Genomic DNA, 19,237 nt, shown 5'->3' on the forward strand with positions numbered 1-19,237 from the left:
ACACGCCCCCGTAAGGGTTAGGAGGATATCGAGGCGCTGACGGTTCCGTTCAAGCCCGGGCAAAATCCGGGCGCGGAGGGAACCCGTCCAGCGTCTGCCCGGTCCTCACGCGTCCCGCCTCTTCAGCACAAGGTACCCGCCGACGAGCGCCGCGATCACCCACAACGCCATGATCCCGAGTCCGCCCCACGGGCCGTACGGCACGTCGTCGTCGACCGGCGCGACCACCTGCATGATCTTGCTGCCGGCCTGGTCGGGCAGGAACCGGCCGATCTTCTCCGTCGCCGGGACGTTGCCCAGGATGTTGGAGATCAGGAAGAAGAACGGCATCAGGATGCCCAGGGACAGCATCGGCGAGCGCAGCATCGCGGCGACGCCCATCGAGAACATCGCGATCAAGGTCATGTAGAGGCCGCCGCCGATGACCGCGCGCAGCACGCCCGGATCGCCGATCGACGCCCTGAGGTCGCCGAGCATCGCCTGACCGAGGAAGAAGGTGGCGAAACTGGTGACCATGCTCACGACGAGGGCGAGCCCCGTGGCCACCGCGAGCTTGCTGAACAGGAAGGTTCCGCGCTGCGGCACGGCGGCCAGCGAGGTGCGGATCATGCCGGAGCTGTACTCGTTCCCCACGACCAGCACCCCGAACACGATCATCGCCAGCTGGCCGAGGCTCGTCCCGGCGAAGCTGATGAAGGTCGGGTCGAAGGAGAGCCGGTCCCGTTCGCTCAGGTTGTCGAACTCGCTCTTCGACAGCGCCGAGATCAGCATGCCGAGGGCGATGGTGACGACCACGGCGAGGCCCAGCGTCCACACGGTGGACGCGACCGACCGGATCTTGGTCCACTCGGACCGGACGACCTGTGCCGCCGCCATGCTCATCCCTTCCTCCAGTCGCTGCCCCACTGCTGCCGTTCCTGCCGCCGCGGCGGCACCGCGCCGGGCGGCTGCCCGTCGTGCGCGTGGTACTCCACGGACTCCGCGGTCAGCCGCATGAACGCCTCCTCCAGCGAGGCCCGCTGCGGGCTCAGCTCGTGCAGCACGATCTGGTGCCGCGCCGCCAGCTCCCCGATCGCCTCGGACGTGTCGCCGTCCACCTCCAGGGCCTCGGCGCCGGCCTCGACGACCGTGATGCCGTCGCCGTGCAGTACGTCGAGCAGCCGCTCGCGCTGCGGGGTGCGGATCCGGACGTAACTGCGCGAGTTCTCCGCGATGAACTCGGCCATCGAGGTGTCCGCCAGCAGCCTGCCCTGGCCGATGACCACCAGATGATCGGCGGTCAGCGCCATCTCGCTCATCAGGTGGGAGGAGACGAAGACCGTACGGCCCTGGGAGGCCAGTGTCTTCATCAGATTGCGGATCCAGTGGATGCCCTCCGGGTCGAGGCCGTTGACCGGCTCGTCGAACATCAGGATCCGCGGGTCGCCGAGCAGCGCGCCGGCGATGCCGAGCCGCTGGCCCATGCCGAGGGAGAAGCCCTTGGTCTTCTTCCGGGCGACCGCGGTGAGCCCGACCGTGTCCAGGACCTCGCGCACCCGGGACGCCGGAATGCCGTTGCTCTGGGCGAGGCAGAGCAGGTGGTTGTAGGCGCTGCGCCCGCCGTGCCAGGCCTTGGCCTCCAGCAGGGCGCCGATGTACGTCAGGGGGTCCTTGAGCTGGTCGTAGTGCTTGCCGTCGATCCGGACGTCCCCCGCGGTGGGCCGGTCCAGGCCCAGCACCATCCGCATGGTGGTCGACTTGCCCGCGCCGTTGGGCCCGAGGAAGCCCGTGATGATGCCGGGTCTGACGGTGAAGGAGAGGTTGTTGACCGCCACCTTCTCGCCGTACCGCTTGGTCAGCCCCTCGAGCTCGATCATGGCGCCCACGCTAGAACGGGACGAAGTCCTCTGCCACCCCAGTGACAGAGGACTTCGTCCTCGTTCCGTACGTGTTCGGCCGGCGTTCGCCCCGCGTCAGCGGGACTGCTGGGCCGGCACCCCGCGGGAGACCGGCTCGTCCTCGGCCGGCGTACCGGCGGCGGCCACCGCGGCGCCCGTGAGGGTCGCCAGCATCTCGCGCACGTTGGTCAGCTGCGCGTTGATGGAGTCGCGGCGGTTGGTGAGGGCCGCGAGCTCGCGCTCCGATTCCGAACGGATCCGGTCCGCCTTCGCGTTGGCGTCGGCCACGATGTCCTCGGCCTGGCGCTGCGCCGTCTCGACGGTCTGGCGGGCGCGGCGCTCGGCGTCCGTGCGCAGCTTCTCCGCCTCCAGACGCAGCTGCTCCGCGCGGTGCTCGATCTCCGCGAGGCGCTTCTCGGCCTTGGCCTGACGGGAGGCCAGGTCGCGCTCGGACTGCTCGCGGCGCTTGGCGAGGTTCGTCTCGAAGTCGGCGGCGGCCTGCGCGGCCTTGGCGCGGGTCTCCTCGAAGAGGGCGTCCGCCTCCTCGCGCTTGGACTGCGCGTCCTTCTGCGCCTCGGAGCGCAGCTGCGAGGCGTCGCTCTTGGCCTTCTCGACGATCCGGACGCCCTCGTCCTCTGCCTTGGCCTTGCGCTCCGCGGCGTACGACTCCGCGTCGTTGCGCACCTGCTGGGCCGCCGACTCGGCGAGCTCGCGGTGCTGCTCGGCGGCGCGCCGGGCCTCCTCACGCAGGTCCTTCGCCTCTTCCTCGGCGAGACGCAGGATCTTCTCGACCCGGGCGCCGAGACCGGCGTACGACGGCTCGGCGTCGTTGACCTGGGCCTGGGCGTTCTGGGTCTCGAGGTGGAGCTCCTCGATGCGCTTTTCCAGAGCGGTGATGCGGGCGAGAGCGCTGTCACGGTCGGAGACGAGCTTGGAGATCCGTTCGTCCACCTGAGCGCGGTCGTACCCACGCCGCACAAGCTCGAAGCCGTAGGGGGAAGTGTCGCTCATGGGGTTCCTGTCGAAAGAGACCGGGTGAGGTGATAGAGGGAATCCTAGGCGCCAACGCGGTGTGTCATCGAGCGGATGCGCGTTTGGTACGGAGAATGACACCTCTTTCGGGTGGCTGACCCTCGGATGGCTTGCCAAAGTTCTGGTCAAGGGTTGGTCGGAAAAGCAGCCAAATATCTCCAGGAGACACCGAATCCGTCCCGGACGCTAGCCGTCTGACGACTTGCCACCCGAACGTGGGGCACCGACCGTGGCTCCGGCCTTGACCCCGTTGTCCTTGCCGCCCGCCGGCGCCTCGAAGGACTCCAGCGCCTCCAGCACGTCCTGCACCCGGGAGATCTCGGCGTTGATGTCCTCGCGGCGCCGCACCAGGACCTCCAGCTCGCGCTTGCCCTCCTCGACCGTGCGCCGGGCCTCCTCGACCGCTTCGGCCTTGAGCTCCTCGGCCTCCCGGACCAGGGACGCCTTCTTCTGCTCGGCCTCCTTGAGCAGTCCCTCCGCCTTCTTGACGGCGGCGATGCGCACCTTGCCGGCCTCGGAGTTGGCCTCCGACACCAGCTCCTTGGCCTTCGCCTCCGCCTTGGCGAGCTGCTCCTCGGCGGCCTTGACGAGCGCGTCGCAGCGGTCGCCGGCCGACTTCATCGTCTCGGCGGCCTCGCGGCGGGCCCGTTCGTGCAGCTCCTCGATCTCGGAGGTGAGCCGCTCGCGCAGCTCCTCCGCGCGCTCCCTGATGGCGGTCGCGTCCCGGCGGGCGCCGACCAGCAGCTCGTCCGCGTCCGTACGGGACTTCTCCACCCGCTTGTTGCCCTCGACCGTTGCCTCCGCGACGATCCGGTCCGCCTCCGCGCGGGCCGCGCCGACCATGGTGTCGGCCTGCGACTCGGCGTCCGCGGTGGCCTTCTGGGCCTGCTGCTGGGCCTCGGTGAGCAGCTTGTCGGCCTCGGCCGTGGTCTCCGTGATGAGCGTGTCGACCTGCTCGGCCGCCTCCGAGCGCCGCTTGTTGGCGTCCTTGCGGGCCTCGTCGAGGGTGCGTTCGGCCTCCTCGCGGGCGGCCGTGGTCACCCGCTCGGCCTCCGCGGCCGCCTCGGCCCGGACGCGCTCCGCCTCGGTGCGGACGCGCTCGGCGTGCTGCTGGGCGGAGCCGACCGTCTGGGCGGCCTCGGCGCGCAGCCGCTCCGCCTCCCCGGTGGCGTCCGAGACCAGTTGCTCGGCCCGGGCGGTGGCCTCGGCGCGGACCCGCTCGGCCTCCGCGACCGTCTCGGTCCGCAGCCGCTCCGCCTCGTCGGCCGCCTCCGTGCGTACCCGCTCGGCCTCGGTCGCCGCCTCGGTGCGGACGCGCTCCGCCTCGGCGAGCGTCTCCGTGCGGATCCGGTCGGTCTCGGCCGCCGTCTCCGTGGTGAGCCGCTCCGCCTCGGAGCGCGCCTCGGTGATCAGGGTGTCCGCCTGCGTGGCCGCGTCGGACCGGATGCGGTTGGCGTCCTCGCGGGCGTCCGCCCGGGTCCGCGCCGCGGACTGCTCGGCCTCGGCGATGGTGTCGGAGGCCTCCGTGCGCACCCGCTGGGCGTGCTCGGACACGTCCGAACGGATCCGGTCGGCCTCCGCGATGGCCTCGGACATCGTCCGCTCGGCCAGCGCCTTGGCGGCCTCCGTCTCCTCCTGCGCCTCGCGCCGCAGCCGCGCGGCGTCCTCGCTCGCGCGTTCCCGCTCGGCGTAGGCGTCGGCGCGGACCCGGTCCGCCTCCTCCTCGGACTCGCGCCGGACGCGCTCCGCCGCGTGCTCGGCGGCGCTGCGCAGCCCGGTGATCTCCTCCTGGGCCTGCTCGTGCAGGCCGGCGACCGACTCCCGTACCTGCGTCGCGTGCTGTTCGGCGGCCGACACCATCTCGGTGGCGCGCCGGTCGGCCTCCTCGACCAGCCGGACCGCCTCGGCCTGCGCCTCCTCGACGCGCTTGCGCGCCGAGGCCAACAGCTCCTCGCTCTGCTCGCGGGCCCGCTCACGCTCCTGGTCCGCCTCCTGCCGGGCGTCACCCAGCAGCTCCTCGGCCTCGCGGCGGCGCCGGGCGGCCTCCTCCTGGGCGGCGGCCAGCGTCTCGGAGGCCTCGGCGGCGATGCGCTCGGCGGCGGTCTGCGCCTCCGCCCGCACCCGGTCGGCGCTCTCCTGCGCCTCCGACTTCAGCCGTTCCGCCTCGCCCGCGGCCTCGGACCGCAGCCGTACGGCGACGGCCTCGCCCTCCGCGCGGGAGGCGGAGGCGTCCGCGGCGGCCTCGGTGCGCAGCCGCTCGGCCTCGGTCTCGGCCTGCTGCTGGAGCGTACGGATCCGTTCGGCGGCCTCCGTGCGCAGCCGCTCGCTCTCCTCGGCGGCCTCGCGGCGAATCCGCTCGCCCTCCTCACGGGCCTCGGTCAGCGCCTGCTCGGCGGCGGTGCGGCGCTCCTCGGCCTCGGTCTGCAGCCGCGTCAGCTCCCCGGCGGCCTCCGCCTGCCGGGCCTCGACGGCGCGCTCGGTCTCCTCGCGCAGTTCGCGGGCGGCCCGCTCGGCGTCCGCCTGGAGCTCGTCGGCGCGCTCGACGGCCTCCACCCGGTGCCGCTCGGCCTCGGCGCGGGTGCGCTCCAGGGTCTCCTCGGCCTGCCGGCGCAGGGTCGTCGCCCGCTCGATGGCCTCGGTGCGGACCTTCTCGCTGTCGGCCGTCGCGGTCTGCCGCAGCTCGTCGGCGTCCGCCTTGGCCTTGGCGAGCAGCTCCTCGGCGGTCTTCGCCGCCTCCTCGATCTGCGCCACGGCCTCCTTGCGGGCCTCGGCGCGGATCTTCTCGCCCTCGGCGACGGCGTCGGCACGCAGCTGCTCGGCGTCGCCGCGCAGCCGGCGCGCCTCCTCCTGCAGCTCGACCGTCTTGGCGCGGTACTCCTTGGTGTCGTCCTTCGCCGCGCCCTTGAGCTCGGCGGCGATGTCGTGCGCCTCGGCGCGCAGCCGGTCCGCCTCGGCCTCGGCCTCGGTACGGATCCGCTCGGCCTCCTCGGCGGCGGCCTTCGTGGTCCGCTTGGCGTCCTCGGACGCCTTGTTCAGCACGTCCTCGGCGGTCTTGGCGGCCTTGGACAGCTGGGTGGCCGTCTCCTCGGCGGTGAGTGTGCGGGCCTTCTCGGTGGCCTCGGTGACGATCTTCTCGGCCTCGGCGCGGGCGTCCGCGACCAGCTGCTCGGCCTCGGTCCTGGTGGACTCGGCGTCCTTGGTGGCCTCGCCGACCAACCGGGCGACCTGCTCCTTGGCGGTGCGGGTGCGCTGCTCGTTGGTCTGCTCGGCGCTCGCGAGGGCCTTGGACGCGGCCTCCTTGGCCTCGGCGACCACCTTCTCGGCCTCGGCCTGCGCCTTGCGCAGCGCCTCCTCGGCCTCGGACATGCGCTGTTCGGCGGCCCGGCTCAGCTCCTGCACCTGGCGGCGGGTGGCCTCCGACTCGGTGGCGGTGGAGGTGCGCAGCTGCTCGGCGTGGTCGGTGGCCTCCTGCGCCTGCGTGGAGGCCGCGTTCAGCAGCCGCTCGGCGTCGGCGCGGGCCCGGCGCAGGATCTGCTCCGCCTCGGCGCGGGCGCTCTCGGCGTCGTTGCGCAGCCGCTGCCGGGCCTCGGAGGTGAGCCGGTCCGCCTCCGCGCGGGCCGCGGCCATGGCCTGCTCGGCCTCGGCCCGGGACTCGTCGAGCAGCCGGCGGGCCTGCTGCTCGGTGCGGGCGCGCAGCTGTTCCGCCCAGGCCACGTTCTCGTTGACGTGCGACTCGACGGTCTGCCGGCGCTCGGCCAGCTCCTGGTCCAGCTGCTGGCGCCGGGTCACCGCCTCCTGGTGCAGCTCGGCCTGGAGCCGGGCGGCCTGCTCGGCGTGCTCCTGGAGGATGCGCTGGGTCTGCGCCCGCGCCTGGCTCAGCTCCCGCTCGGCGTCCGCGCGCAGCTGCTCGGCCTGCGTCTGCGCGTTGCGCAGCAACTGCTCGGCCTGGTACCCGATGTCGCCGCCGTCGAAGGCGGGCCGGGACATGATGGTGCGCCGCGCCTCGTGCAACTTGGCGCGCAGCACCTCGACCTGGTAGCCGAGGTCCTCGGCGTGCTGGATCGCCTTTTCCCGCTCGGTCTTCAGCCGCTTCATCTCGGCCTCGAACCGAGAGAGGTGGTCGACGTCAGCCGCCGGCTCTCGCTCCTGGCTCTCGTAGCCCCGCACTGCGCGGTCCCATCCGTCCCCTGGTCGCAAATCTTCCCGAACGAGCTCCGTCCGTCCACCGGACGGGGCCCCCGGGGAATGGTGTCAGATCAACGGCGGAGCACGTGCTTCTGCCCCGGCGTCCGCCCCCCGAAACACGACCCCGGCGGTCCCGCCACCACTGACGGCAGGACCGGGTCACCCTGGACTGAGCGGCGACCGCACCCAACCCTACCGGCCCCTATGTACGAGAGTCAGTGCTCAGGTGACTCAACGGCCGCCGAAGTGACCAGTTCTGTCAGTACGCCATGGCAGTCCTTGGGGTGCAGGAAGGTGATCCGCGACCCCATGGAACCGCGCCGGGGCTCGTCGTACAGGACGCGTACGCCCTTGCCCCGGATGTCCGCGGCGTCCGCGTCCACGTCCGCCGTGCCGAACGCGATGTGGTGAACGCCCTCGCCGTTCTTGGCGAGCCACTTCCCGACCGCGGAGTCCTCGCGGACGGGCTCCAGGAGCTGGAGGTACGAGGCGCCGCCGTCCGACGTATCGTTGATCTTGAGCATGGCCTCGCGCACGCCCTGCTCCTCGTTGACCTCGGTGTGGAACACCTCGAAGCCATAGGTGGCACGGTAGAACTCGACAGTCGCGTCGAGGTCACGGCAGGCGATTCCGATGTGGTCGATTCGCGTCAGCATGCATTGATTGCAGCGCTCCGGAGGTGGTTACGCAACGTGCGCGCGATCACACCGACAGCCCGGTGACGGGCGGGATACCGCTCAGTACATTCGAGTAAACCCTCGTTCACTCCTCGGCCTGTGCGGGCCGGAAAAGGGGATCGCAGCTCATGTCTTCTGGAACCGCTGAAACCTCTGGAACCACTGGAACGAACCGCACGACCTCCGTCATCGTCGCGGGCGCCCGCACCCCGATGGGGCGGCTGCTCGGCTCGCTGAAGTCCTTCTCCGGGGCCGACCTCGGCGGCTTCGCGATCAAGGCCGCCCTCGACCGTGCGGGGATCGGCGGCGACCAGGTCCAGTACGTGATCATGGGGCAGGTGCTCCAGGCCGGCGCCGGGCAGATCCCCGCCCGCCAGGCCGCCGTGAAGGCCGGCATCCCCATGAACGTCCCGGCGCTCACGGTCAACAAGGTGTGCCTCTCCGGTCTCGACGCCATCGCGCTCGCCGACCAGCTCATTCGCGCGGGTGAATTCGACGTGGTCGTCGCCGGCGGCCAGGAGTCCATGACCAACGCCCCGCACCTGCTGCCGAAATCCCGCGAGGGCTACAAGTACGGCGCGGTCCAGATGCTCGACGCCATGGCGCACGACGGTCTGACCGACTCCTTCGAGGGCATCGCCATGGGCGAGTCCACCGAGAAGCACAACACCCGCCTCGGCATCGAGCGCGCGGCCCAGGACGAGATCGCCGCCCTGTCCCACCAGCGCGCCGCCGCCGCCCAGAAGAACGGCGTCTACGAGGCCGAGATCACTCCGGTCGAGATCCCGCAGCGCAAGGGCGAACCGGTGCTGTTCAGCAAGGACGAGGGCATCCGCGGCGACACCACCGCCGAGTCGCTCGGCAAGCTGCGGCCGGCCTTCTCCAAGGACGGCACGATCACCGCGGGCTCCTCCTCGCAGATCTCCGACGGCGCGGCGGCCGTGGTCGTCATGAGCAGGGCCAGGGCCGAGGAGCTCGGCCTGGAGTGGATCGCGGAGATCGGCGCCCACGGCAACGTCGCCGGCCCGGACAACTCTTTGCAGTCGCAGCCGTCCAATGCCATCCGGCACGCCCTGAAGAAGGAGGGCCTGGAGGTCGGCGACCTGGACCTGATCGAGATCAACGAGGCGTTCGCGGCCGTCGCCGTGCAGTCAATGAAGGACCTCGGCGTATCCACCGAAAAGGTGAACGTCAACGGCGGCGCCATCGCGCTGGGTCACCCCATCGGCATGTCCGGCGCCCGGCTCGTGCTGCACCTGGCGCTGGAGCTGAAGCGGCGCGGCGGCGGGGTCGGCGCGGCGGCGCTGTGCGGCGGCGGCGGCCAGGGTGACGCGCTGATCGTGCGGGTACCCAAGTCCTGACGCCGCGTTACCGCGATACGACCTTCACCGACCGGGTGACGACTTCCCACTGAACGGAGCTGTGATGCAGGACGTCTCCTCGCTGGTTGCCCAGGCCAGGGAAGGCCGGCCGCGGGCCGTGGCCCGGCTGATCTCCCTGGTCGAGGGGGCGTCCCCGCAGCTCAGGGAGGTCATGCGGACGCTCGCGCCGCTGACCGGCGGGGCGTACGTGGTCGGTCTGACCGGCTCGCCGGGCGTCGGCAAGTCCACCTCCACCTCGGCGCTGGTGACGGCGTACCGCAAGCGGGGCAAGCGGGTCGGCGTCCTCGCCGTCGACCCGTCCTCCCCCTTCTCCGGCGGCGCCCTGCTCGGCGACCGCGTCCGGATGTCGGAGCACGCGTCCGACCCGGGCGTCTACATCCGCTCGATGGCGACCCGCGGCCACCTCGGCGGCCTCGCCTGGGCGGCACCGCAGGCGATCCGCGTCCTCGACGCGGCAGGGTGCGACGTGATCCTCGTCGAGACGGTCGGCGTGGGCCAGTCGGAGGTGGAGATCGCCTCCCAGGCTGACACTTCCGTCGTCCTCCTCGCCCCGGGCATGGGCGACGGCATCCAGGCCGCCAAGGCCGGAATCCTGGAGATCGGCGACGTCTACGTCGTCAACAAGGCCGACCGCGACGGCGCGGACGCGACCGCCCGCGAGCTGAACCACATGCTGGGCCTCGGCGAGACCCGCGGCCCCGGCGACTGGCGCCCGCCCATCGTCAAGACGGTCGCCGCGCGCGGCGAGGGCGTCGACGAGGTCGTCGAGGCCCTGGAGAAGCACCGCGCGTGGATGGAGGAACGGGACGTCCTCACCGAACGCCGCCGGGCCCGCGCCGCCCGCGAGGTCGAGACCATCGCCGTCACCGCCCTGCGTGAACGCATCGGCGACCTGCACGGCGACCGCCGCCTCGGCGCGCTGGCGGAACGCATCGTCGCGGGCGACCTGGACCCGTACCGCGCGGCGGACGAACTGGTGGCGGGGCTGACGAGCGGCTGACGCCGGAACAGAAAGCCGGTGCGGCCCCAGCGCCGCGCCGGTAAGTTGACCCGCATGTTCCTCCTCTTGGCCTAGGGCCCGCCCCGCACGCGACCGCCGCACCCGGCCGTCGCGTGCTTCGGCGTCCCCTCGTTGCCGTCCTCTGAGGAACCTTCCGTGTCCACGCATGCTCCACGGCCCTCGTACGCCGCCGTCCTCCGTGTCCCCCATGCCCGCCGTACCTTCGCCGCCGCCCTCGTCGGCCGGCTGTCGTACGGCACGGTCTCCCTCGCGCTGATGCTCTCCCTGACCCGGTCCACCGGGTCGTACGCCGTGGCCGGCACGGTCATGGCGCTGTTCGGCGCCACCAGCGTCTTCCTGTCCCCCTACCGCGCGGCCCTCGTCGACCGGCACGGCCCGCGCCGGGCCCTGCTCCCCATGGCCCTGCTGTACGCCGTGCTGCTCTGCGCGCTGGCGGCGGTCTGCCGGCAGCCGGGCACACCCGCGGCCGTCCTCGCGGTGACCGCCGCGCTCGCGGGCGCCTGCACGCCGCCCCTCGGCCCCACGATGCGCGCGGTGTGGGCCGGGCTGCTGCCCGACCGGGCCATGCTGCAGCGCGCCTACAGCCTGGACGGCGTCGCCGAGGAACTCCTCTTCGTCTCGGGTCCGCTCCTGGTCGGCGTGGTGGCCGGGGTCGCCACACCTGATGTCGGGGTGCTGCTCAGCGCGCTGCTGGTGGCGGTGGGCACCCTCGCCTTCGTCACGTCACCGGCGGCGGGCGTGCTGCGTCCGGCGGAGCGTGCGAAGGAGGACTCGGTGCCCGCCGGCCGAGGGGGAGCGGGGCAAGGGCGCGCCCTGCTGCAGCCCGTGGTCGTCGCCGCCGCCGTCGGCGTCTCGGTGAGCGCCGTCGACCTCCTCGTCGTCGCCTTCGCGGGGCAGCGCGGGCTCGGCGGCTCCACCGTCGCCTGGGTGCTCGCGGCGCTGTCGGCGGGCAGTGCGGTCGGCGGGCTGCTGAACGGCGCCGTCACCTGGACGTCGTCCGCCCGCGCCCGGCTGCCGTTCCTCGCGGCCGGCCTCGGCCTCTGCCTGATCGCCGCGGGCCTCGCGCCCGGCATAGGGTCACTCGTCGCGGCCGTCGCCTGCGCGGGCCTGTTCGTGGCACCGGCGCTGACGACGGCGTACCTGATCGCCGACGAGAGCGCGGCGCCGGGATTCCGGACCCGGGCGGGCGCCTGGGTCAACACCGCGGTGAACGCCGGAGGTTCCGCCGGTGCCGCCGCGGTGGGCCTGCTGGTGGAACGGCTGCCGCTGCCGGTGTGCTTCGCGGTGTCCGGCGTGGTCGCCGTGGCGGCGGCGCTGGTGCCGGGTCGCCGCCACGGCCGGTCCGCCGGGCGGACGGGGCTGCTCAGTCGTCGTCCGAGCCGGAGTCGTCGGAGTCATCCGAGTCGTCAGAGTCGTCGGAGTCATCCGAGTCATCCGAGTCATTCGAGTCGTCGGAGTCGTCGGAGTCCGAGTGGTGTGAGCGATCGGCCGTGACCTTGCCGGTCTCCGGGTCGACCCGCCAGTCCTGCTCGTCCTCGCCCGAGGTGCGGGTCTCGACCTCCCAGGCCGCCTCGCCGTCGCCGTAGTAGCCGTCGTCGTCCAGCTCCACGGAGGTCACAGTCCCGTGGCCGGCCGCGGCCTTCGCGGCCTCGGCGGCGTCCACGGACGTGCCCTTCAGGGCGGCCCGCACCTCGTCGGTGTCGTCCTCGTCGTCCGTCTCCGAGCCGAGGACCTTGCCGTCGGCCGGGTCGATCCACACGCTGTGCCAGGTGCCGTCACCGGAGAGGACGTCGACCTCCCAGGCCGCGCGCTCGCCGTCGTCGCCGTCGTCGTCCGCGTCGTCCAGTTCGGCGGAGACGGCGGTGCCGGGGGCCTTCTTCAGGGCGGCGGCGATGGCGTCGGCCGCCGTCACCTTCGCCGAGGACACGCGGGAGGCGTCGTCGTCGCGGTCACCGTCGCGGGAGTCGTCCCGGTCGTCGGCGGCGTCGTCCGCCCGGTCGCCCGCGTCGTCGTCCGAGGCGCCGCGCACGTCCGTCTGACGCGTCGTCGTACCCGAGTCGTCGTCCGTGGTCGCCAGAGCCGTCGCCGTACCGCCTCCGATCAGTGCGGCGGCGGTGACGGCGGCGATCACGATGTTGCGCTTCATGCGAGTTCCTCCCGAGTCGTACGGAATCAATTCGATTTCGACGCCTTCACTGTCGTCCACCGACGCTGAGGCCAAGCTGAAGCCGCCTGAAGGGATCTTCAGCTTGGTTTTGCGACTCTTTACCCATGCGTCTGTTGATCGTGGAGGACGAGAAGCGGCTTGCCCTCTCGCTCGCCAAGGGCCTCACCGCCGAGGGTTACGCCGTGGACGTCGTCCACAACGGCCGGGAGGGCCTGCACCGGGCCGGCGAGGGCACGTACGACCTGGTCATCCTCGACATCATGCTGCCCGGCCTCAACGGCTACCGGGTCTGCGCCGCCCTGCGCGCCGCGGGGCACGACGTGCCGATCCTGATGCTCACCGCCAAGGACGGCGAGTACGACGAGGCGGAGGGCCTGGACACGGGCGCGGACGACTACCTCACCAAGCCCTTCTCGTACGTCGTCCTCGTCGCGCGCGTGAAGGCCCTGCTGCGGCGGCGGGCGCAGGGCACCGGGGCGTCGCCCGTGCACGTCCACGGGGACCTGAAGGTCGACACCGCCGCCCGCCGGGTCTTCCTGGCCGAGCGGGAGGTCACCCTCACCGCCAAGGAGTTCGCCGTCCTGGAGCAGCTCGTCGTGCGGGCCGGACACGTCGTGTCCAAGGCGGAGATCCTGGAACACGTCTGGGACTTCGCCTACGACGGCGACCCCAACATCGTCGAGGTGTACGTCAGCGCCCTGCGGCGCAAGCTGCGCGCCGGCCTCATCCGCACCGTGCGCGGCGCCGGCTACCGGCTGGAGGGCGAGCGATGAGCCGGCTCTTCGGGTCGGTCCGGGCCCGGGCCACGCTCGGCGCCACCCTCGTGGTCGCCGTCGCCCTCGTCGCGGCCGGCACCGCCGTCCTGCTGTCCCTGCGCTCCAACCTGCTCGGCGAGGCCGGCACCCAGGCCGAGCGCTCCGCGCGGGAGGTCGCCGCCGAGCTGTCCGTCGGGACGCGGTACACCGAGCTGTCCCTGGACGTGGACGACCGCCCGGTGCAGATCGTCGACGAGGAGGGCACGCTCGTCGCCGCCAGCGAAGACCTGGAGCGGATCAGCGGCACGGGCGTCGACGCGGTGCAGCCGCAGCCGACCCCCACCGGCGACGGCGGCGACGACGACGGTGGCGACGATGACGGCGGCGACGACGATGACGGCGACGACGACGGTGGCGACTCGGACGACGCCGGCGATTCGCTGGAGCCCGGTGAGATCGGCGAGCGGACCACCGTCAGCGACGGTTCGGCGACGATCGGCGGCGACACGGAGGACTACCGCTTCGCCGCCGTACCCGTGGAAACCCGGGACGGTGACCAGCTCACCGTCTACGCCGGTGCCCCGCTGTCCGCCGAACACGGCGCCGTGAACACCGCGCTGACCGTCATGCTGATCGGCTTTCCGCTGCTCCTCGCGGTCGTCGGGTGGGTGACCTGGCTGGTCACCGGGCGCGCGCTGCGCCCCGTGGCGGGCATCCGCCGGGAGATGGCCGCGATCACCGCCAGCGAGGACCTCGCGCGCCGCGTCCCGGTGCCGGACACCCACGACGAGGTGGCCCGGCTCGCCTCGACCACCAACGAGACGCTGGCCGCGCTGGAGTCCTCGGTGGAGCGGCAGCGGCGCTTCGTCGCCGACGCCTCGCACGAGCTGCGCAGCCCCATCGCCTCGCTGCGCACCCAGCTGGAGGTGGCCGCCGCCCATCCGGAGCTGCTCGACCTCGACGGCGCCGTGGAGGACACCGTACGGCTGCAGCGGCTCGCCGCCGACCTGTTGCTGCTGGCCAGGCTGGACGCGGGGGAACGGCCCGCCGACGCGCGCGTCGACCTCGCGGCGCTCGCGCGGGAGGAGGCCGGGGGCCGGCCGGGGGTGAGCGTGCGGTCCCAGGGCGACGGAGCGGGTGAAGGAGCGGCTGATGGGGCGGCTGATGGAGCGGGTGAAGGAGCGGGCGAAGCGGGCGAGGTGACGGTGGCCGGGTCGCGGGGGCAACTGGGGCGGGTGCTGGCCAATCTCCTCGACAACGCGCAGCGGCACGCCCGCTCGGCGGTCGAGGTGTCCGTGCGCCGCGACGGCGACCTGGCCGTGGTCGCGGTGGCCGACGACGGGGAGGGCGTGCCGGCCGCCGACCGGGAGCGGATCTTCGAGAGGTTCGTCCGGCTCGACGCCGCCCGCAGCCGCGACGACGGCGGGGCCGGGCTGGGGCTGGCCATCGCCCGTGACGTCGCCGTGCGGCACGGTGGCACGCTCACCGTTCACGAGGCGCCGGCGGGCGGCGCCCTGTTCGAGCTCCGCCTGCCGGCCGCCCAGACCCTCACGCCCCCGCGGCCGTGATCAGGGGCGTGAGGTCGGGGACGTGAGATCAGGCGTGATCAGGGACGCCCCCGCTGCCCGCGCAGGTGCTCCGCGATCGGCTTGAGCGCCTTGTCGAGGCCGGTCAGGGCCTCGGGGGCCAGCAGGTCGATGAAATGCCTGCGGACGGATGCCACATGGTGCGGCGCGACCTTCCGCATCGTCTCCAGACCGTGCTCGGTGAGGACGGCGTAGAGCCCGCGGCGGTCGGACTCGCAGTTCTCCCGCCGGACCAGGTTCGCGTTCTCCATGCGGGTGATCTGGTGGGAGAGGCGGCTCTTGGACTGCATCGTGGCGGTGGCCAGGTCGCTCATCCGCAGCCTGTCGCCTTCCGCTTCGGAGAGGTTCACCAGGATCTCGTAGTCGTTCATCGTCAGGCCGAACGGCTGCAGGTCCTTCTCGAGCTGGTGCGTCAACAGCCTGTTGACCTCCAGGTGGGTGCGCCAAGCACACTGCTCCGTATCGGTCAGCCAGCGGGTGGCCGTCTCGGTCTCCATGAATGAAGTCTACCTAAAATGTTGAAAGGCGAACTAGTAAGGGTTTCTCCGTGACGGGAACGGTGCGCACGCGTTCGACGTCACACTCCGCAGGTTACCGCTCACAGCCCGAAGCGGCGCTGGAGGTCCCCCAGCTGTCCGGGAAGCCCCGGTACCCCGGACCGGCCGCCCTGAGGTGCGGAGGGCCCGCCGCCGGGCACCCCCGGCTGCTGCGGAGCGGCTCCGGTGGACTGCTCCGCCATCAGCGCCTCGCTCGACTGCAGCAGCACCGTCCCCGCCCCCACGAACTCGAACTGGTGCTCCTCCCCGGAGGCCCCGCCGAGGCCCGTCATGGCACGTAGACCGCCCAGTAGGCCGGTCATGTACCCGTGGTCGTAGTGATGGCACGGAGACGGGCAGTCGGCCCAGCCGACCAGGGCCTGCGGGTCGACCCGGATCGGGGGTTCCATGAACACCACCGGCCCGTTCGACGCGGCCACGAACTTCCCGGTTCCGATCAGTGTCAGGAAGCCCGGCACGATCGACTGCTTGAGGGCGAGACTTGGCTGAAAAGCAAGCAGGTTGCCTGAGCGAATGGTCAGGTTGCCGTCTTCCAGGTCATACGAATTCACATCGAAGGCCCGGTCGGCGAGGAGCATCTTGCCCGAGCCCTCGGCCACCACCCAGTCGCTCGCGTGCAGAGGCGAATGGAAGGACGTCCGCACCAGGCGGTCCAGCCGGCCGTGCCCGATCCCGTTGAACTCGATCGTCCCGTAGTAGGCGATCATCTTCCCCTTCTGCAGGAACCACTGGCTCCCCTTGAGCTCCACGCAGAAGGTGTACGCGTTGACGTTGTCGTCGGCCGGCAGCGTCGCCGGGTCGTGGTGAACGGTGCTCACAGCTTCTCCTCGGACGCCTGGACGTACACCGTGCCGCTGCCGCTGAGCTCCAGCTGGAACGCCTCGCCGGAGCCGCGCCCCACCATGTCCCGCCAGCCCATCGCCGTGGACAGCTTGTTGCGTACGTCGCCGTGGTGGGCGACGTACGCCTGCGGGTCGACGCGCACCGGGCGCTGCGGGGTGATGGGGATGGCGAAGACGCCCCCGTGGGCCATCACCGCGACGCCCCCGTGGCCCTTCAGCGTCGTCGTGAACAGCCCCTGCCCGCTGACCTGGCCGCGCACCATGCCCATGACCCCGCCCTGCGAGCCCAGGAACACCGTGCCCTGCTCCAGGGTGCCCTCGAAGGCGAGGAGGCGGTCCGCCTCGACGTACAGGGTGTCGCCGGCGAGGGCGATCACCTGGACGTGGTGGCCGCCGTGCCCGAAGAGCACGGTGCCGCTGCCCTCGACGGTCATCAGCGGTGTGTCCTCGTTCGCCACCCGGCGGCCGATCATCGACATGACGCCGCCCTGGCCGCCCCGCAGATTGGGGGTGAAGGACACCTCGCCCTGGTAGGCGAGCATCGCGCCGCGCTGACTGAACAGCCGCTGCCCGGGCGCCACGGTCGCCTGCACCATCTTGGAGTTGATCTCCCGGAAGGCCATCTCACACATCCCCCGCGATCGTGTTCCGCTCGCTCGGCTGCACGTACACCAGGCCGTCGCCCTCGAAGCGGATCTGGAAGGCCTCCCCGCCGCCCTCCCCGAACAGCGTGCGGAAGGTCACACCCGACTGGAAGGACTGCCGCAGGTTCCCCTGGTGCGCGACGTACGCGCCCGGGTCGACCGTCAGCGGGTACTGCGCGCTGACCCGCAGCACCACCGCCGGCCCGTCCGACATGATCGCCACCTGCCCGTGCCCCTGCACGGTGGTGGTGAACAGCCCGTTGCCCTGGGAGGCGCCGCGGGTTCCCGTGAAGCTGGTGCCGGTCCGCAGCCCGGCGTCGGCCGCCAGGAAGTTGCTGGACTCGACGTACAGCGTGTCGCCCTGGAGACCCACGAGGCTGATCTCCGAGGCCCGGTCCGCGAACCAGCAGGTCCCGTGCCCCTTCACCTCCATCACCGTCATCTGTTCGCCGGTGATCCGCCGGGTCACCATCCCCCGGATCCCCTCACCGCCGCCGCTCAGCTTCTTGAAGGCCATCTCCCCGTCGTACGCGACCATCGAGCCGTTCTTCGCCTTCACGGCGTCCCCGGTCATGTCGACGGCGAGTACCTTGCTGTCTTGGAGTCGGAACATCGCCACAAATGGGAAAGGTAGCCCGCCGAGTGGGCCCGCCGACAGATCCCACGGGCACGGACGCTCCTCCGGCCGTCCCCGAGGGCCGGTGCCGCCGCCCCCCTCGCCCGGGCGCGTCGGCGGTTTGCCACAATGGACGCGCGCTTGTGCGCACGTTCACAAACCCCCAGTTCGCCGATGCCCGGCGACTCTCCCACCGAAGGTGACCCGTGGACCTCAAGACCGCCTCCGCCCTCCGCCGCCTCCGCCTGGTCTCCGGCCCCGAGGCGATCTCCTTCCTGCTGCTGTTGGTCTGCTCCGTCCTGAAGCGGACCACCGACTTCAACGCGGTGCCCGTGATGGGCGCGGTCCACGGTTTCCTCTTCGTCGTCTACGTGATCTTCTGGGCGGACGCCTGGAACCGCGCCAAGTGGCCGTTCGGCACCGCCGCCTTCTACTTCGTCATGTCGGTCCTGCCGACCGGCGGCTTCTTCGCCGACCGCAGGCTCAAGCGTGAGGCCGAGGACGCGGTCATCGCCTCCCGCGCCCGCCAGGAAGGCGTGGTGGGAGCATGATCGTCGCCTTCTCCGTGACGCCGCTCGGTGTCGGCGAGGACGTGGGGGAGTACGTCGCCGACGCCGTACGGGTGGTCCGCGAGTCGGGCCTGCCGAACCGCACCGACGCGATGTTCACCTCCCTCGAGGGCGAGTGGGACGAGGTCATGGACGTCGTCCGGCGCGCCGTCGCCGCCGTCGAGGCACGCGCGCCGCGCGTCTCCCTGGTCCTCAAGGCGGACATCCGCCCCGGCGTGACGGACGGCCTCACGTCGAAGGTGGAGACGGTGGAGCGGCACCTCGCGCAGTAGCGGCGCGCCGTGGGCGGTGGTATCGAAACGCGAGACGGGGCTGGACGGGATATGACCGGCCGGTAGGGTCTGATGCCGTGCCGAAGCCCCTCAGTCTCTCCTTCGATCCCATCGCCCGTGCCGACGAACTCTGGAAGCAGCGCTGGGGCGCCGTGCCCTCCATGTCCGCCATCACCTCGATCATGCGGGCCCACCAGATCCTGCTGGGCGAGGTCGACGCGGTGGTCAAGCCGTACGGGCTGACCTTCGCGCGCTACGAGGCGCTGGTGCTGCTCACCTTCTCCAAGTCGGGCGAGCTGCCGATGTCCAAGATCGGCGAGCGCCTCATGGTGCACCCCACCTCCGTCACCAACACCGTCGACCGGCTGGTGAAGTCCGGCCTGGTGGACAAGCGCCCCAACCCCAACGACGGCCGCGGCACCCTCGCCACCATCACCGACAAGGGCCGCGAGGTGGTCGAGGCGGCCACCCGCGACCTCATGGCGATGGACTTCGGCCTGGGCGTGTACGACGCCGAGGAGTGCGGGGAGATCTTCGCGATGCTCCGGCCGCTGCGGGTCGCCGCGGGGGACTTCGAAGAGGCCTGAGCGAGTCGCGGGCCCGCTCGAAGATCGCGCGAAACGGACGGTTACGCTCGGACCCATGAAAAAGAGCGTGCTGACCCGCTACCGGGTCATGGCGTACGTCACCGGTGTGCTGCTGATCCTGCTCTGCCTCGGCATGATCGCCAAGTACCTGCTGGACATGGACGGTGCCGCCGACTTCACCCACGTCGTCAGCCTCGCGCACGGCTGGCTGTACGTCGTCTACCTCGTCTTCGCCTTCGACCTGGGCTCCAAGGCGAAGTGGAAGGTCAGCAAGCAGCTGTGGGTGCTGCTGGCCGGGACCGTCCCGACCGCCGCGTTCTTCGTGGAGCGCAGGATCAGTCAGGAGCTGGACGCCAAGTTCGCCGCCGCGGAGGCACCCGCGGCCGCCAAGGCGTAGCCGGCCCCCGCCGCGCCCTCTCACCGCCGTACGGACACCCGTACGGCGGTACCCCATCGACATTTACTTGG

At 71.8% G+C, this 19,237-nt stretch carries 18 protein-coding genes and 1 pseudogene; 9 read left to right on the top strand and 10 right to left on the bottom strand.

Annotated features, from left to right (window positions below; genetic code table 11):
* Positions 1-105: 105 nt before the first annotated feature.
* From ACZ7G3_RS04500 to mce, 5 genes are all read right to left on the bottom strand, one after another.
* A complete protein-coding gene (locus ACZ7G3_RS04500) occupies positions 106-882 on the bottom strand; it encodes an ABC transporter permease (protein WP_470923144.1) in 777 nt (258 codons plus the stop codon).
* A complete protein-coding gene (locus ACZ7G3_RS04505; protein WP_470923145.1) occupies positions 879-1,856 on the bottom strand; it encodes an ABC transporter ATP-binding protein in 978 nt (325 codons plus the stop codon). The genes ACZ7G3_RS04500 and ACZ7G3_RS04505 overlap by 4 nt, the downstream gene beginning before the upstream one ends.
* Positions 1,857-1,952: 96 nt before the next feature.
* The gene (locus tag ACZ7G3_RS04510) at positions 1,953-2,888 is read right to left on the bottom strand and encodes a coiled-coil domain-containing protein (RefSeq protein WP_426599738.1); all 936 of its coding nucleotides are present in this window, start codon (positions 2,886-2,888) and stop codon (positions 1,953-1,955) included.
* Between the two features lie 207 nt (positions 2,889-3,095).
* On the bottom strand, positions 3,096-7,076 hold the full coding sequence (gene scy, locus ACZ7G3_RS04515; RefSeq protein ID WP_470923146.1) for a polarized growth protein Scy: 3,981 nt from the start codon (positions 7,074-7,076) through the stop codon (positions 3,096-3,098).
* Between the two features lie 233 nt (positions 7,077-7,309).
* Positions 7,310-7,750, bottom strand: coding sequence for a methylmalonyl-CoA epimerase (gene mce, locus ACZ7G3_RS04520; RefSeq protein ID WP_426523544.1), 441 nt, complete (start codon positions 7,748-7,750; stop codon positions 7,310-7,312).
* Positions 7,751-7,899: 149 nt separating this feature from the next.
* On the opposite strand from mce, the gene ACZ7G3_RS04525 reads away from it, so the two are divergent.
* From ACZ7G3_RS04525 to ACZ7G3_RS04535, 3 genes and pseudogenes are all read left to right on the top strand, one after another.
* Positions 7,900-9,132, top strand: a complete 1,233-nt coding sequence (locus ACZ7G3_RS04525) for an acetyl-CoA C-acetyltransferase (RefSeq protein ID WP_470923147.1) — start codon at positions 7,900-7,902, stop codon at positions 9,130-9,132.
* A 64-nt stretch (positions 9,133-9,196) separates the two neighbouring features.
* The gene (meaB, locus tag ACZ7G3_RS04530) at positions 9,197-10,153 is read left to right on the top strand and encodes a methylmalonyl Co-A mutase-associated GTPase MeaB (RefSeq protein ID WP_470923148.1); all 957 of its coding nucleotides are present in this window, start codon (positions 9,197-9,199) and stop codon (positions 10,151-10,153) included.
* Positions 10,154-10,309: 156 nt separating this feature from the next.
* Positions 10,310-11,524, top strand: a pseudogene (locus ACZ7G3_RS04535) (MFS transporter); the annotation flags it as partial.
* A 13-nt stretch (positions 11,525-11,537) separates the two neighbouring features.
* On the opposite strand, the gene ACZ7G3_RS04540 reads toward ACZ7G3_RS04535, so the two are convergent.
* Positions 11,538-12,320, bottom strand: coding sequence for a PepSY domain-containing protein (locus ACZ7G3_RS04540; protein ID WP_470923149.1), 783 nt, complete (start codon positions 12,318-12,320; stop codon positions 11,538-11,540).
* Between the two features lie 125 nt (positions 12,321-12,445).
* On the opposite strand from ACZ7G3_RS04540, the gene ACZ7G3_RS04545 reads away from it, so the two are divergent.
* Entirely contained in the window at positions 12,446-13,114 is a 669-nt protein-coding gene (locus tag ACZ7G3_RS04545; protein ID WP_470923150.1) for a response regulator transcription factor, read from the top strand.
* Positions 13,111-14,664, top strand: a complete 1,554-nt coding sequence (locus ACZ7G3_RS04550) for a sensor histidine kinase (RefSeq protein WP_470923151.1) — start codon at positions 13,111-13,113, stop codon at positions 14,662-14,664. Before ACZ7G3_RS04545 ends, ACZ7G3_RS04550 begins: the two co-directional genes overlap by 4 nt.
* 38 nt (positions 14,665-14,702) lie before the next feature.
* Here ACZ7G3_RS04550 and ACZ7G3_RS04555 read toward each other — a convergent pair whose 3' ends face one another.
* The 4 genes from ACZ7G3_RS04555 to ACZ7G3_RS04570 all read right to left on the bottom strand — a co-directional run bounded on the left by ACZ7G3_RS04555 (position 14,703) and on the right by ACZ7G3_RS04570 (position 17,338).
* On the bottom strand, positions 14,703-15,179 hold the full coding sequence (locus ACZ7G3_RS04555; protein WP_426599730.1) for a MarR family winged helix-turn-helix transcriptional regulator: 477 nt from the start codon (positions 15,177-15,179) through the stop codon (positions 14,703-14,705).
* A 101-nt stretch (positions 15,180-15,280) separates the two neighbouring features.
* A complete protein-coding gene (locus ACZ7G3_RS04560; protein WP_426599729.1) occupies positions 15,281-16,057 on the bottom strand; it encodes an AIM24 family protein in 777 nt (258 codons plus the stop codon).
* On the bottom strand, positions 16,054-16,704 hold the full coding sequence (locus tag ACZ7G3_RS04565; protein WP_470923200.1) for an AIM24 family protein: 651 nt from the start codon (positions 16,702-16,704) through the stop codon (positions 16,054-16,056). Before ACZ7G3_RS04565 ends, ACZ7G3_RS04560 begins: the two co-directional genes overlap by 4 nt.
* 1 nt (position 16,705) lies before the next feature.
* Positions 16,706-17,338, bottom strand: a complete 633-nt coding sequence (locus tag ACZ7G3_RS04570) for an AIM24 family protein (protein ID WP_426599728.1) — start codon at positions 17,336-17,338, stop codon at positions 16,706-16,708.
* Between the two features lie 209 nt (positions 17,339-17,547).
* Here ACZ7G3_RS04570 and ACZ7G3_RS04575 point away from each other — a divergent pair, with 209 nt between their 5' ends.
* The 4 genes from ACZ7G3_RS04575 to ACZ7G3_RS04590 all read left to right on the top strand — a co-directional run bounded on the left by ACZ7G3_RS04575 (position 17,548) and on the right by ACZ7G3_RS04590 (position 19,166).
* Complete coding sequence (locus ACZ7G3_RS04575) at positions 17,548-17,892, top strand: DUF3817 domain-containing protein (protein ID WP_470923152.1); 345 nt, start codon at positions 17,548-17,550, stop codon at positions 17,890-17,892.
* Positions 17,889-18,182, top strand: a complete 294-nt coding sequence (locus tag ACZ7G3_RS04580; protein ID WP_470923153.1) for an MTH1187 family thiamine-binding protein — start codon at positions 17,889-17,891, stop codon at positions 18,180-18,182. The genes ACZ7G3_RS04575 and ACZ7G3_RS04580 overlap by 4 nt, the downstream gene beginning before the upstream one ends.
* A gap of 77 nt (positions 18,183-18,259) precedes the next feature.
* A complete protein-coding gene (locus tag ACZ7G3_RS04585; protein ID WP_426523532.1) occupies positions 18,260-18,769 on the top strand; it encodes a MarR family winged helix-turn-helix transcriptional regulator in 510 nt (169 codons plus the stop codon).
* 55 nt (positions 18,770-18,824) lie between these two features.
* A complete protein-coding gene (locus tag ACZ7G3_RS04590) occupies positions 18,825-19,166 on the top strand; it encodes a DUF3817 domain-containing protein (RefSeq protein WP_426599724.1) in 342 nt (113 codons plus the stop codon).
* Positions 19,167-19,237: the final 71 nt, after the last annotated feature.

Source organism: Streptomyces sp. NPDC037271, assembly GCF_055603605.1.

What these genes read in the sequence shown, in the direction of transcription:
- ACZ7G3_RS04540 (WP_470923149.1), bottom strand. Translation starts at nt 12,320, where the DNA reads ATGAAGCGCAACATCGTGATCGCCGCCGTCACCGCCGCCGCACTGATC.
- mce (WP_426523544.1), bottom strand. Translation starts at nt 7,750, where the DNA reads ATGCTGACGCGAATCGACCACATCGGAATCGCCTGCCGTGACCTCGAC.
- ACZ7G3_RS04525 (WP_470923147.1), top strand. Translation starts at nt 7,900, where the DNA reads ATGTCTTCTGGAACCGCTGAAACCTCTGGAACCACTGGAACGAACCGC.
- ACZ7G3_RS04500 (WP_470923144.1), bottom strand. Translation starts at nt 882, where the DNA reads ATGAGCATGGCGGCGGCACAGGTCGTCCGGTCCGAGTGGACCAAGATC.
- ACZ7G3_RS04570 (WP_426599728.1), bottom strand. Translation starts at nt 17,338, where the DNA reads ATGTTCCGACTCCAAGACAGCAAGGTACTCGCCGTCGACATGACCGGG.
- meaB (WP_470923148.1), top strand. Translation starts at nt 9,197, where the DNA reads ATGCAGGACGTCTCCTCGCTGGTTGCCCAGGCCAGGGAAGGCCGGCCG.
- ACZ7G3_RS04555 (WP_426599730.1), bottom strand. Translation starts at nt 15,179, where the DNA reads ATGGAGACCGAGACGGCCACCCGCTGGCTGACCGATACGGAGCAGTGT.
- ACZ7G3_RS04565 (WP_470923200.1), bottom strand. Translation starts at nt 16,704, where the DNA reads ATGGCCTTCCGGGAGATCAACTCCAAGATGGTGCAGGCGACCGTGGCG.
- ACZ7G3_RS04550 (WP_470923151.1), top strand. Translation starts at nt 13,111, where the DNA reads ATGAGCCGGCTCTTCGGGTCGGTCCGGGCCCGGGCCACGCTCGGCGCC.
- ACZ7G3_RS04510 (WP_426599738.1), bottom strand. Translation starts at nt 2,888, where the DNA reads ATGAGCGACACTTCCCCCTACGGCTTCGAGCTTGTGCGGCGTGGGTAC.
- ACZ7G3_RS04545 (WP_470923150.1), top strand. Translation starts at nt 12,446, where the DNA reads ATGCGTCTGTTGATCGTGGAGGACGAGAAGCGGCTTGCCCTCTCGCTC.
- ACZ7G3_RS04590 (WP_426599724.1), top strand. Translation starts at nt 18,825, where the DNA reads ATGAAAAAGAGCGTGCTGACCCGCTACCGGGTCATGGCGTACGTCACC.
- ACZ7G3_RS04580 (WP_470923153.1), top strand. Translation starts at nt 17,889, where the DNA reads ATGATCGTCGCCTTCTCCGTGACGCCGCTCGGTGTCGGCGAGGACGTG.
- ACZ7G3_RS04505 (WP_470923145.1), bottom strand. Translation starts at nt 1,856, where the DNA reads ATGATCGAGCTCGAGGGGCTGACCAAGCGGTACGGCGAGAAGGTGGCG.